12 protein-coding genes are annotated in these 12,200 nt (G+C 67.2%); 2 read left to right on the top strand and 10 right to left on the bottom strand.

Annotated elements, in window-relative coordinates; genetic code table 11:
• Nucleotides 1-7: 7 nt before the first annotated feature.
• The 4 genes from BLA15945_RS08465 to BLA15945_RS08450 all read right to left on the bottom strand — a co-directional run bounded on the left by BLA15945_RS08465 (nt 8) and on the right by BLA15945_RS08450 (nt 4,061).
• Entirely contained in the window at nt 8-295 is a 288-nt protein-coding gene (locus BLA15945_RS08465; protein ID WP_174992043.1) for a hypothetical protein, read from the bottom strand.
• Nucleotides 296-399: 104 nt separating this feature from the next.
• The gene (locus BLA15945_RS08460; protein ID WP_059235110.1) at nt 400-1,422 is read right to left on the bottom strand and encodes a histone deacetylase family protein; all 1,023 of its coding nucleotides are present in this window, start codon (nt 1,420-1,422) and stop codon (nt 400-402) included.
• Nucleotides 1,423-1,447: 25 nt separating this feature from the next.
• The gene (locus tag BLA15945_RS08455) at nt 1,448-2,719 is read right to left on the bottom strand and encodes a Zn-dependent hydrolase (protein WP_174992042.1); all 1,272 of its coding nucleotides are present in this window, start codon (nt 2,717-2,719) and stop codon (nt 1,448-1,450) included.
• A gap of 31 nt (nt 2,720-2,750) precedes the next feature.
• Nucleotides 2,751-4,061 carry an MFS transporter gene (locus BLA15945_RS08450; protein ID WP_174992041.1) on the bottom strand — a complete coding sequence of 437 codons (1,311 nt, stop codon included), beginning with the start codon at nt 4,059-4,061 and terminating at the stop codon, nt 2,751-2,753.
• Between the two features lie 189 nt (nt 4,062-4,250).
• Between BLA15945_RS08450 and BLA15945_RS08445 the strand changes: the two genes are divergently transcribed.
• On the top strand, nt 4,251-5,207 hold the full coding sequence (locus tag BLA15945_RS08445; protein WP_059235116.1) for a LysR family transcriptional regulator: 957 nt from the start codon (nt 4,251-4,253) through the stop codon (nt 5,205-5,207).
• 58 nt (nt 5,208-5,265) lie between these two features.
• On the opposite strand, the gene BLA15945_RS08440 is transcribed toward BLA15945_RS08445, so the two are convergent.
• The 5 genes from BLA15945_RS08440 to speB form a co-directional block, all read right to left on the bottom strand.
• Entirely contained in the window at nt 5,266-6,336 is a 1,071-nt protein-coding gene (locus tag BLA15945_RS08440) for a porin (RefSeq protein ID WP_174992040.1), read from the bottom strand.
• 158 nt (nt 6,337-6,494) lie between these two features.
• Entirely contained in the window at nt 6,495-7,925 is a 1,431-nt protein-coding gene (locus BLA15945_RS08435; RefSeq protein WP_059235121.1) for a purine-cytosine permease family protein, read from the bottom strand.
• 302 nt (nt 7,926-8,227) lie between these two features.
• The gene (locus tag BLA15945_RS08430; RefSeq protein ID WP_059236830.1) at nt 8,228-8,905 is read right to left on the bottom strand and encodes an SOS response-associated peptidase family protein; all 678 of its coding nucleotides are present in this window, start codon (nt 8,903-8,905) and stop codon (nt 8,228-8,230) included.
• A 130-nt stretch (nt 8,906-9,035) separates the two neighbouring features.
• A complete protein-coding gene (locus BLA15945_RS08425) occupies nt 9,036-9,500 on the bottom strand; it encodes a GNAT family N-acetyltransferase (protein ID WP_059235123.1) in 465 nt (154 codons plus the stop codon).
• Nucleotides 9,493-10,461, bottom strand: a complete 969-nt coding sequence (speB, locus tag BLA15945_RS08420; RefSeq protein WP_174992039.1) for an agmatinase — start codon at nt 10,459-10,461, stop codon at nt 9,493-9,495. The genes BLA15945_RS08425 and speB overlap by 8 nt, the downstream gene beginning before the upstream one ends.
• Before the next feature lie 129 nt (nt 10,462-10,590).
• Here speB and BLA15945_RS08415 point away from each other — a divergent pair, with 129 nt between their 5' ends.
• Entirely contained in the window at nt 10,591-11,508 is a 918-nt protein-coding gene (locus BLA15945_RS08415) for a LysR family transcriptional regulator (protein ID WP_174992038.1), read from the top strand.
• Nucleotides 11,509-11,535: 27 nt separating this feature from the next.
• Here BLA15945_RS08415 and BLA15945_RS08410 read toward each other — a convergent pair whose 3' ends face one another.
• Nucleotides 11,536-12,165: an NAD(P)H-binding protein gene (locus tag BLA15945_RS08410; RefSeq protein ID WP_174992037.1), complete on the bottom strand. Its 630-nt coding sequence runs from the start codon at nt 12,163-12,165 to the stop codon at nt 11,536-11,538.
• Nucleotides 12,166-12,200: the final 35 nt, after the last annotated feature.

The raw sequence follows: 12,200 nt of genomic DNA, 5'->3' as shown, positions 1-12,200 counted from the left end.
CGGGAGGTCAGAACGTGACGGTCCATGCGGGCGGCACGCCCGCGCCGACGCTGCGCGGCGCCGATCGCAGGTCGGGCAGCGGTGCGTGGCTCAGCACGAACGGCGTGCCGTGCACACAGCTGACGCTCGGCATGTCGGCGTCGGCGGCCCCCCGCGCGCCCGAACCGATCGTGCAGATTTCCGGAATGATGAGACTGACGCGCAGCGGAATCGACGGTTCCGCTGCGTGCGCGAGCGACCCTGTGGCCAGCACCGCGAGCGCGAGCGCACCGCGTCTGATTTGGCCGGCTGTCATCGTGCGGCCCTCCTTCGTGCATCCATTCAGCATATGCGCGAATTATCGGCGTACGCACGGAAAACTTGAAGCCGCGCGCACGCGATCCGGCCCCGCTGAAACGGTCAGCGTGCGGCGGCGAACCCGCCGAAGAACGCACGTGCGTTCGCATCGAGGCTGTCGAGGTGATAGCCGCCCTCCTGCACGATCACCGTCGGCAACCCGAGCCCGCCGATCGCACCGCCGAGCCGCCCGAACCCGTCGGTCGTGACGGCAACCTGCGATTGCGGATCGTCCTTGTAGATGTCGAAGCCGAGCGCGAGCACGAGCGCATCGGGCTGGAACCGCGCGAGCGCGCGCAACGCGTCGTCGAGCCGCGCGAAGAATGCCGATTCCGGCGAACCGTGCGGCATCGGCAGGTTGAGGTTGAACCCGTCGCCGGCGCCCGCCCCCGTCTCTTCCTCATAGCCCGCGACGACCGGGTAGAAGTTGGTCGGATCGCCGTGGATCGATACGTACAGCACATCGTCGCGGCCGTAGAAGATCTCCTGCACGCCCTGCCCGTGGTGCATGTCGGTGTCGAGGACCGCCACGCGGCGATGGCGGCCCAGCAGCGACTGCGCGGCGATCGCCGCATTGTTCAGGTAGCAGAAGCCGCCGGCCGCATCGCGGCGCGCGTGATGACCGGGCGGCCGGCACAGCGCGTAGGCCTCGCGTGCGCCGTCGTTGACGTCCGCTGCGGCCGCGAGCGCGTCCTGCGCGGACCAGTACGCAGCGCGCCACGTGTTCGCACCGACCGGGCAACTGCCGTCGGCGAGGTAGCGCGCGGCTTTCGCGAGCACGCCGCGCAGCGGGTTCGGGTCGCGCACGAATACGTTCGACATCACTTCGTCGCCCCAGTCGTCGGGCATCTGCTTCCAGTCGCGGTGCGCCTCTTCGAGAAAGCGCAGGTAGTTCATGTCGTGCACGGCCGCGATCGGCGCGGTGCCGCGGTCGGCCGGCTCGCGCACGTCGAAGTCGAGCGCACGCACCGCCGCGACGAGCCGCGCCGCGCGTTCGGGCACTTCCTGCGGCTCGCGCATCTGGCCGCGCGACAGGTAGCTGCGCGGATGGTGCAGCAGTTGTTCGGGATGGAAATAGGTTTTCATCGTTCGTCCTCGTCGATTCGCCGCGTCATGCATCGTGCGCGGTGGCCGCCGCTTCGACGCGCGCTGCGATGCCTGCGCGCGCCAGCACCGCATGGAGCAGCACGTTCGTGCCGCGCGTCACGTCGTCGGGCAGCGCGTCCTCGGCCTCGTTGTGCGACAGGCCGTCGACGCACGGGATGAACACCATCGCGGTCGGGACGCGGCGCGCGAGCAGGATTGCATCGTGGCCGGCGCCGCTGACGATCCGCTCGTTCGTGTAGCCGAACGCTTCGGTTGCCTGCGCAACCAGTTCGACACAGTCACGGTCGAACGGTGTCGCCGGGCTGCGCCAGCAGGTATCGATCGCGACCCGCACGCCGCGCGCGGCGGCGATGCGTGTGCACGCATCGCGCAGGTCGCGCTCCATCGCGTCGACTTCGGCATCGTCGTGATGACGCAGGTCGACCGTGAACGTCAGGTCGCCGGCAATCGTGTTGCGCGACGCGTTGCGGATCCCGACCTGCCCGATCGTCGCGAGCCCGCGCGGCGCATAGCCGGCGACGATCCGTTCGAGTTCGAGCGCGATCTGCGCGCTCGCGAAGCATGCGTCCTTGCGATACGGCATCGGCGTCGTCCCCGCATGCGCGGCCACGCCCGTCACCGTCACGTCGAGCCAGCGGATCGCTTGCCCGCCCGTGACGATGCCGATCGTCGTACCGTTCGCTTCGAGCACGGGCCCCTGTTCGATATGCGCTTCGAAATACGCGTCGACCGCGCCGCCCGTTGCGCGCGTACCGCGATAGCCGCACGCGTCGAGTGCCGCGCCGAGCGCGACGCCGTCGGCGTCCTGCGTCGCGAGGGCCTCGTCGAGCGGCAACGCGCCCGTGGACACGGCCGAACCGAGCATCGCCGGCGCAAAACGCGCACCCTCCTCGTTGGTCCAGGACACGATCTCGAGCGGCTTGCCGGTCGCGATTCCTGCATCATTCAGCGTGCGCACGAGTTCGAGCGCGGCGAGCACGCCGTAGACGCCATCGAAGCGGCCGCCTTCGGGTTGCGTGTCGAGATGGCTGCCGATCAACACGGGCGCCGCTTGCGCATCGGCGCCGTCGCGCCGCGCGAACAGGTTGCCGACGGCATCGACGCTCACCGTCATTCCCGCGTCGCGGCACCATTGCGCGAACAGGTCGCGCCCACGCCGGTCGTCATCGGTAAGCGCGAGGCGCCGCACGCCGCCGCGCGGCGTCGCGCCGACGCGCGCCATGTCGGCCAGGCTCTGCCACAAACGGGCGCCGTCGATTTCCAGCAGGTCTTTCATGTGCACTCCGGATGAATTCGTTCGTTGAAGTTCAGTGCGAGCCGAGCGCTTCGGCGGCGGCCGGTTGCGCCGCCCGGCGCGCGTCGAGCGCGACGATGCAAAGCAGCGAAACGCCGGCGAGACACGTGTAGAACACCGCGAGCGGCCACCATTGGCCGGCGAAGCGATGCGCGAGCCACGTGCCGACGAGCGGCGTCAGGCCGCCTGCGATCGCGCCGCAGATCTGATACGCAAGCGAGATCGCCGAATAGCGCACGTGTGCGGGGAATACGTCGCTGACGAAGCCCGCGATCACCGAATAGAAGCCCGCCATGCAGACGACGGCGAGCGCGATGCCTGCAATCAGCGACGCGGACGTGCCGCCCTGCACGAGCATGAACATCGGATACGGCGACAGCATCGCGAGCAGCGCCGCAATCTTCAGGAAGCGCGCGCCGCCGATCCGCTCGGCGGTCCATGCGGCGATCGGTTGCGCGATGAACTGGATGATTGCGACTGCGAACAGGCTGTCGAGGATCAGCGAGCGCGAGACGCCGACGTACTGCGTCGTGTACGCGATCATGAACGTGTTGGTGAAATAGACGCCCGCGATGCCGATCGTGTTCGCGCCGATGCAGAGCAACACGAGCCCCGACGCGGAACGGAACACTTCCGCGACCGGCAGCTTCACCGTGCGGTTGGTTGCCTTCACCCGCGCGAATTCCGGCGATTCGTTCACGCCGAGCCGGATCAGGATGCCGACCACGAGCAGGACCGAACTCGCGAGAAACGGCAGGCGCCAGCCCCACGCGAGGAAGTCGGCCTTGTCCATCGACGTGACCGCGCGAAACGCGATCAGCGACAGGATCAGCCCGGCCGGGCTGCCGAGCTGCGCGAACGACGCGAAGAACGTGCGGCGCCCCTGCGGCGCATGCTCGCCCGCCATCAGCACCGCGCCGCCCCATTCGCCGCCGACCGCGATCCCCTGCACGACGCGCAGCGCGACGAGCAGCACCGGCGCGAGCATGCCGACCTTCGAATAATCGGGCAGCAGCCCGACGCACACGGTCGCGACGCCCATCATCATCAGCGTCGTCATCAGCGCCTTCTTGCGGCCGATGCGGTCGCCGAGGTGACCGAAGATCACGCCGCCGAGCGGCCGCGCGAAGAAGCCGACCGCGAACGTCGCGAACGACGCCATCGTGCTGACGAAGCGGTCATGCGACGGGAAATAGAGTTCGCCGAACACGAGCGCGGCGGCGGTCGCGTAGATGTAGAAGTCGTACCACTCGATCATCGTGCCGATGAACGCGGCCGTCGCGGCGCGTCCCGGCTGGCGGGCGGAAGGAAGGGACTGGGTCATGCGGGCTCCTGACGCGCGCCGCTGCGGGCGACGCGCAATATCGTGTGACGGCCGTCTGTCGCGGCCTCGCGCCGCACGCTGCGGCACCCCTCCTTTATCGGCGACCGCAAATCATTAGTCAAATTTCAAGTTATTATTCGCCGTATAAATTCAGCTAATGACTACCCTGACGCCTCGCCCGGAGACCCGATGCGCCCCGACCTCGCCCCGTTCCTGAACGACCGACTCGACTGGAACCTGTTGCGCACTTACCTGGTGATCATGCAGGAGCGCAGCGTGAGCCGTGCGGCCGCGCGCCTGCACGTGACGCAGCCGGCCGTGAGTCAGGCGCTGCGGCGGCTCGAGGAGACGCTCGAACGCCGGCTGATCGAGCGGCGCGGCGCGCACTTCGCGCCGACGCCGGCCGGCGAAGCCGTGTACCGGATCGCGAGCGACATCTACGGCGGCATCTCGCGCCTCGAAACGGAAATCGACGACAGTACGGCCGACCTGACCGGGTCGATCCGGCTGCTGACGGTGAGCCGCATCGAATCGCCCGTCTACGACGAATTCCTCGCGGAATTCCACCGCGCGTATCCGCGCATCGACCTGCAGATCGAAGTGATGCGCTCGTCGGACATCCTGTCGTCGCTGCTGCAGAAGACGGCCACGGCCGGGCTCGGCCTCTGCCGTACGCCGCACGACAAACTGGAGATGCGCTGTTTCCTGCGCCAGCGCTATGCGATCTACTGCGGCCGCCATCACCGGCTGTTCGGGCAGACGCAACTGCGGATGGACGATCTGCTCGCGGAGAATTTCGTGTCGTTCACGAGCGACCAGATCGGCGACAGCCTGTCGCCGCTCACCGTGTTTCGCGATCAGAAGGGTTTCACGGGGCGCATCGTCGCGTCGTCGCCGAGCCTCGAGGAAGTGCGGCGATTGATCTTCGCGGGCTACGGGATCGGCTGCCTGCCCGAGCACATCGTGCGCGACGACATCGCGCAGCAGCGGCTGTGGCGGCTGCCGCCCGACGACGGGCTCGTCGATGTCGACGTGTTCCTGCTGTGGCACCGCGACCGCAAGATGAATGCGGCCGAGCATGCGTTTCTCGACGCGATGGAACGCTGCATGCAGCGCTATTCGCTCGCGCAGCGGCTGGGGAAGTAACGGCGCGAATGCGCCGAAGGAAGGCGCCGGGCGCACACGGCCCGGCGCGTCGCACGCGTCAGAAGCGATGCACGATGCCGAGCTGCACGCCGCGCGCATTCGCGCCCGGATACGCAAGCGGCAAGCCGGGGTTCGCCGCGCCGGCGAGCGTGTAGCCAGCCTGGTTGCGGTTGCGCAGGTACGACAGCGCGCCGTAGAAGCTCGTGCGCTTCGACAGGTCGTACTCGTACATCAGCCCGAGCTGCTCCGCGTTGTTGCCCTGCGACGACTGGTCGTGCAGATACGCATAGCCGAGCGCGACGGTGTTCGCCGGGTTGAACTGGTATTTGACCGACAGCCCGTACACGCGCGAATCGATCCCGAAGTCGGCCCACTTCACCGCCGAGAAGCCGCCGTACACGGTGGCCTTGCCGATCTCGTAAGACGCGCCGGCCATGATCGTGCGATCGGTCGTGGCCGCCGTCGCGTTCTTCAGCCACTGGCCCGCGACGAACGCGCCGAACGGCCCGTGTTCGTAGGTCAGATCGAACTGCTGGCTGGAACCCGCCGAGCGCACGCCGCCCGCGTCGCCGAATCCGAAGTACATCCCGCCCTGGAAACCCGCGATCTCCGGGCTCTGGTACGACAACGTGTTGCTCGTGCGGAACGCGAACACGGTCAGGTTGTCCATGCCGGACGCCTGCGTGACACCGCCGAACGCGTCCTGCCCGCCCTGGTCGTTGAACAGCGGCGAATTCTGGCGGCCCGCACGCACCTTGCCCCACTGCCCTGCGAGGCCGACCCACGCCTGCCGGTTGAACATGCTGCCCGCACTCGCGAGCGAGCCGTCATTCGGGTTGAAGCCGTTTTCCAGCGCGAACTCGATCTTCTGCCCGCCGCCGATATCCTCGCCGCCCTTCAATCCGAACCGGCTGCCCCACTGGCCGCCCGAGTTGATCGCCGCCGTATAGCCGTTGCCCGTATTCACGTACTGCGCGAATTCGTCGATCACGCCGTACAGCGTCACGCCGTCCTGCGCGAGCGCGGTGCCCGATCCGGCGAGGCAGGCAACCGCGACCGTCATGCGAAGCCCGGCGTGCACCGGCCGCACGCTGCAATCTCTGCCGCGCGCTTCAATTTGTTTAGTCATACTATTCAATAGTCCAGGAATGAAACGACACCGGGCGCGGTGTGCATGCCGCACCGGTATCGCGGGATACGGGATCGTGTTGACAGAGCCGGGCGCAGGCTGCGCCGGGCTCGACGCTCAGGCCGGCGGCTTGCCGGCCCGATGCGCGAGACGTGTCGTCAGTGGTGCACTTCGCCGCGTTCGAGCGGCAGGATCAGGCGTTCGGGGATGCTGCGACGCGACGCGCGCGCGCCGATGTAATACAGCACGGCCGGCACGATCAGCCCGAGAATCCACGAGATGTCGGTGCCGCCAAGGGCATCGACGAGCGGCCCCGTGTAGATGTGCGTCGACATGAACGGCAGCTGCACGAGGATGCCGACCACGTAGATCGTGATCGCCATCGCATTCCAGCGGCCGTAGCGGCCGTCCGGATCGGACAGCGCCGGCACGTCGTAGCGCGAGCGCGTGAAGCAGTAGTAGTCGACCAGGTTGATCGCGCTCCACGGCGTGAAGAACGCGAGCAGGAACAGGATGAACGCGGTGAACTCCTTCAGGAACGAATGACGGCCCGCAAGCGCGATCAGCGTCGATACGCAGATCATCCCGAAGATGTACACGAGGCGGCTCTTCGACGACACCGCGCCCTTGCCGCGGAAGCCGCTGACGATCGTCGCCATCGACATGAAGCTGCCGTATGCGTTGAGCGCCGTGACCGTCACCTTGCCGAACGCGATGCTGAAGTACAGCAGTGCGGCCACGGCGCCCGTCGAGCCGAGCCCGACGATATACGCGACCTCATGGTGTGCGAACTGGCCGCCGGCCAGTGCGGCCGCGAACACGCCGAACACCATCGCCGCCTGCGCACCGATCACCGAGCCGAGGCCAACCGCGAGGAACGTCGCGACCGACGACGTCGAGCGCGGCAGGTAGCGCGAATAGTCGGCCACGTACGGACCGAACGCAATCTGCCACGACGCGGACAGCGACATCGACAGCAGGAAGCTCGCGAGCGAGAAATGGCGGTTGGCGAGCAGCGCGCCGACATCGTGGTTCGCGAACAGCTGCGTGAACATGTAGACGAACGCGACGATGCCGACCACGCTCGCGATCCGGCCGACGAAGTGGATCGCGCGATAGCCGAACACGGTCAGCACGACGATCACGGCTGCGAACAGCAGGATGCCGGCTGCGTCGTCGACGTGCAGCAACTGCGCGACGGCCTGCCCGGCCAGCACCGAGCCGCTGGCGGAGAAGCCGATGTACATCAGGCACACGAGCACGATCGGGATCATCGCGCCGTACACGCCGAACTGCACGCGGCTCGAGATCATCTGCGGCAGCCCGAGCTGCGGCCCCTGCGCGCCGTGCAGCGCCATCACCGCGCCGCCGACGAGCTGGCCGAGCAGCAGCGCGACCAGCGACCAGAACACGTCGCCGCCGAGCACGACCGCGAGCGCGCCCGTGACGATGGCCGTGATCTGCATGTTCGCGGACAGCCACAGCGTGAACTGGCTCAGCAGGCCGCCGTGTCGCTCGGCATCGGGAATGAAGTCGATCGAGCGTACCTCGATCAGTCCGCCGGCTTTTCCACTGGAATTCGTTGACACGAGTCAATCTCCAAAATACTCAGGACCACACATGGTTTAAACGGGACAGGATGCTGCGAGCCGCCCTTTCGGCTCTGCGGGTGCGGGGCGCCGTGGATCGCCGGCATGCGCCACGCACGCACGGTCTGCACGCTGGCGCGCAAGCGGCACGACGTGCGCCGACATTGCCAGCGGATAATCTTGTATATACAACTTGCGAGATATCGGTGATTACCCGGTATCGACCGGCTTTCGAAATTGTCCGAATAATCGCGACACGGCCGGTCGTTTTGCCGCAAGCCGGACGTCGGAAAAATGAAAGGTCAGGTGGCGGCCGGCGGTGCCTGATCGGGCGCCGCCGTCATGTCGCCGGCGGGGAGCAGGTTCAGCATGCGCCGTGCGGCCTCGATGTCGCGCCCGTGCAGCCATTCGTCGTAATCGTCATGGCGCAGGATCACGACGCCTCGTTTCTCGTCGCCGGGCCGATGCATCCGCGCGAACAGCGGGTGATCGTCGGCGTTTACCGTGAGCATCGTCATGCCGATGCATGCGCGCCCGTCGCTGTCTTCGTAGCGGCGCCAGATACCGGCGACGCAGTACGGCTGCCAGCCGTCGACGCCGATCCGGTGCCACACATTGCGGCCGGTTTCGTAGCACGGCTCGCAGATCCAGCGCACCGGAATCAGGCAACGCTGGCCATTGCGCCAGGCCTTGCCGTAGAGCCGCGACGAGCCGACCGTTTCCGTGCGCGCGTTCACCGTATCGAGCTTCTTTTTCTTCCGGCCGTGCTCGTCGAGCCGCTCGGGTTGCATGAATTTCGGCCAGAAACCGAACACGGCCCCCACGACCGCAAGGCTGTCGCCTTCGGCGCATGCGACCGGTGCCGCGTAGTCGGGATACACGTCGGGTGCCCACGGGTCGCGGCGATACAGATCGCCGATGCCGATCTTCAGTTCGCTGATGCCCGGGTCTTCGCCCGGAGCGCGGTAGTGAGTGCACACGGCTCGGCTGACGATGGAAGCAATGTTTCCATCGTAGATCAGCGAGCACGCCGCCATTGATCTATTGTTTTGTATGACGAAACAGTTTTACGGATCGCGTGAAGTGCCACGATCGGGACAACGCATGCCGTCAGGTGCTCGAGCCGACCCGGAGCGTGAGAATTTCATCGCCGGCCTCGTCCAGCTGCCCGGTCGGAATCCAGCCGAGATGCCGGTAGAACCCGTACGAGCGCGACGCGGGGTCGGTCGAACAACCGAGAAACAACGACGTGAAGCCGCTTGCCGCGAAATCGTCGATCACGCGCCGCAGCAGCCGCTTGCCGATCCCCGCCCCTTCGTACGCAGGCAGCATCGCGAGCACGACGATCTCGCCCGAACCGGTGTCGCCGAAGCAGTAGCCGACCATGGTTCCGTTCGCAAAGCAGGCATGGCCCGAAAACAGGCCGTCGCGAATTCCGGCGTCCCAGCTTTCGGCCGTGATGCCGAGATCGCGCAACTGCGCTTCAGTCAACGCGTTCTCGCGCGTCCGCCCGCGCAGTGCGATGCACGCGGCCGCGTCGCCGGGTACGGCCTTGCGCCAGATGAGGTCATCCATCGATCGAAGCTTCCCTGGTTTGCCGCCGGCGCGATGCATACAGGCAGATCAGTTCGAGTGCGATCGTCGCGCCGGCCAGCGATGTGATTTCCGCATGATCATACGGTGGAGACACTTCGACCACGTCCATGCCGACCAGGTTGATGCCGTCGAGGTGGCGCAGGATCTCGAACGCCTGATGGCTCGACAGGCCGCCCGACACCGGCGTACCGGTGCCCGGCGCGAACGCCGGATCGAGACAGTCGATGTCGAACGTCAGGTACACCGGATGATCGCCGACGCGCTCGCGAATCCGTGCGGCGACCGCAGCCGGCGTCGACGCATGCACGCGGCGCGCATCCTGGATGTCGAATCCCATCGGCTCGTCGTTGGTCGTCCGGATGCCGATCTGCGCCGACCGTTCGGGCACGACCCACCCTTCCCGCGCCGCGTGCCAGAACATCGTCCCGTGATCGATGCGCTTCACGTCGCGGTCGGGCCACGTGTCGGTGTGCGCGTCGAAATGCACGAGCGACAGCGGGCCGTGCACCTTCGCATGCGCCTTCAGCAGCGGATACGTGATGAAGTGATCGCCGCCAAGCGTCAGCATCGCGCAGCCGCTCGCGAGGATCGCATCGGCATGCCGCTCGATCGCTCCCGGCACCGATTCGGGCTGGCCGAGATCGAACGCGCAATCGCCATAATCGACCGCAGCCAGCACGTCGAACGGATCGAACGACCACGGCCACGGGCGCTCCCATGCGATGCCCGTCGATGCGATCCGCAGCCCGCGCGGGCCGAAACGCGTGCCGGGCCGGTGCGACGCGGCGGAATCGAACGGCACGCCCGTGATCGCAAGATCGACGCTGTCGAGATCGCGGCTGAAGCGCCGGCGCATGAAGCTCGTCGCGCCCGCGAAGGTCGGTTCGGCCTGCGTGCCGTAGAGGCTGTCGCGCGTGAACGCGAAATCGTTCTGGCTCATCGTCGGAATCCTGTCTGAAGGGGGACACGGCCGCGCGGCTGGCGACCTCGAACCCGATTCTGCCCGCGCGGCATCCGACGAAAAATATGAACTAACATAAGCCAACTTCACGAAACGCGATGTATCGCCATGCTGACCCGACTCCGAGACATGGATCTGCAATTGCTGCGGCTCTTCCTGACGATCGTCGAGAGCGGCGGCTTCAGCGCCGCGCAAGGCACGCTCGGGATGGCGCCGTCCACCATCAGCACGCAGATGGCCAAGCTCGAGACCCGGCTCGGGTTCCGGCTGTGCGATCGCGGCAAAAGCGGCTTCCGGTTGACGCCGAAGGGCGAACGCGTGCTGCAGTCGACCCGCCGGCTCCTGCAGGCAATGGACGTGTTCACGCGCGATACGCAACACGTATCGGACACGATGCTGGGCGAGTTGCGCATCGGCCTGTCCGAGCGGCTCGCGCCCGACGTCGTCGAATCGATCGCAGCGGCCGTCGGCCGTTTTCGCGAACAGGCACCGGACGTGCTGATCGAGATGATTGCGATACCGCCCGACGAACTGGAGCGCCGGCTGCTGAAAGGCGAACTGCAACTCGCGATCGGCTATTTCTCCGGCCACCAGGCCGGCCTGCACTACGCACCGCTGTTCGTCGAACACCAGTCGCTGCATTGCGGCGCACGCCATCCGCTGTTTGCGAAAAAAAGCGTGTCGGTCAACGACATCGCGCGCACGAGCAACGTCGCGCGGCTCTACAAGACGAACACGTCGGGTGCGGCGCTGCGCAACGCGCAGCCGACCGCGCTTTCGGAAAACGTCGACGCCGACGTGATCTTCATCCTGTCCGGCGCGCATGTCGGCTTCCTGCCCGACCACGTCGCGGCGCCGTGGGTCGCCGCCGGAAAGATGCGCCGGCTGCTCGCGAGCAAGCTGAGCCATACGGTCGAATTCCAGCTCGCGACACCGAGGAACTGCGACGGCAGCGAAGCGCTGGATGCGTTCACCGCTGCGCTCGCCGAACAGTTCGGCGAGCTTGACGGGTGCGCAGGCGGATAGCCAGGCCGGCCCCCTGCCCGTGCCGCGTCAGGCGAGCCGGTCCGATGCGACGACGTGCACGCCCGGCCGCGCGTCGATCGCGGCATCGACCAGCGCACGCGCGATCCGCGACGCCGGATTCACGCGCCACTTCGCCGGCAGCATCGGCCCGGCGGCGTTCAGCGCGAACACGAACAGCCGCTCGCCGAACCTGAATTCGTCGCGGCTGCCGCCGATCAGGCCAGGCCGCACATACGTGAGCGACGCGAACCCGATACCCGCCAGCGCCTGCTCGACCTCGCCCTTCACGCGGTTGTAGAAGATGCGCGACGCGGCGTCTGCACCGAGCGCGGAATTCAGCACGTAGGTCGGCGTGCCGTGCCGGTGCGCGAGCCGCGCGACCGCGAGCGGATAGTCGTGATCGACGCGCCGGAAGGCCGCTTGCGAACCGGCGGCCCGCATCGTGGTGCCGAGCGTACAAATGACCGCATCGGCCCGCCACCCGTCGGCCGCGGCGGGCAACTGGTCGAAATCGACCTCCAGCGCGCGCATCTTCGGATGCGGCGACAGCGGCCGGCGCGCGAGGACGACCACCTGATCGACCCGCGAATCGGCGAGCGCGACTTCGAGGACGTGGCGTCCGACGAGTCCGGTCGCGCCGACGAGCAGCAGTTTCATGTCCGGTTCTTCCGTGAGGAGCCTGCGTTGGCGGG

Origin of the sequence: Burkholderia arboris (assembly GCF_902499125.1) — a bacterium.
Taxonomy (GTDB): Bacteria; Pseudomonadota; Gammaproteobacteria; order Burkholderiales; family Burkholderiaceae; genus Burkholderia; species Burkholderia arboris.
Note: the sequence above shows the minus strand (reverse complement) of the source record. Positions and strands in the feature narration are given on the sequence as shown.

Excerpts from the sequence above, each read along its gene's own strand:
- BLA15945_RS08465 (WP_174992043.1), bottom strand. The coding sequence starts at position 295 with ATGACAGCCGGCCAAATCAGACGCGGTGCGCTCGCGCTCGCGGTGCTG.
- BLA15945_RS08460 (WP_059235110.1), bottom strand. The coding sequence starts at position 1,422 with ATGAAAACCTATTTCCATCCCGAACAACTGCTGCACCATCCGCGCAGC.
- BLA15945_RS08455 (WP_174992042.1), bottom strand. The coding sequence starts at position 2,719 with ATGAAAGACCTGCTGGAAATCGACGGCGCCCGTTTGTGGCAGAGCCTG.
- BLA15945_RS08450 (WP_174992041.1), bottom strand. The coding sequence starts at position 4,061 with ATGACCCAGTCCCTTCCTTCCGCCCGCCAGCCGGGACGCGCCGCGACG.
- BLA15945_RS08445 (WP_059235116.1), top strand. The coding sequence starts at position 4,251 with ATGCGCCCCGACCTCGCCCCGTTCCTGAACGACCGACTCGACTGGAAC.
- BLA15945_RS08440 (WP_174992040.1), bottom strand. The coding sequence starts at position 6,336 with ATGACTAAACAAATTGAAGCGCGCGGCAGAGATTGCAGCGTGCGGCCG.
- BLA15945_RS08425 (WP_059235123.1), bottom strand. The coding sequence starts at position 9,500 with ATGGATGACCTCATCTGGCGCAAGGCCGTACCCGGCGACGCGGCCGCG.
- speB (WP_174992039.1), bottom strand. The coding sequence starts at position 10,461 with ATGAGCCAGAACGATTTCGCGTTCACGCGCGACAGCCTCTACGGCACG.
- BLA15945_RS08415 (WP_174992038.1), top strand. The coding sequence starts at position 10,591 with ATGCTGACCCGACTCCGAGACATGGATCTGCAATTGCTGCGGCTCTTC.
- BLA15945_RS08410 (WP_174992037.1), bottom strand. The coding sequence starts at position 12,165 with ATGAAACTGCTGCTCGTCGGCGCGACCGGACTCGTCGGACGCCACGTC.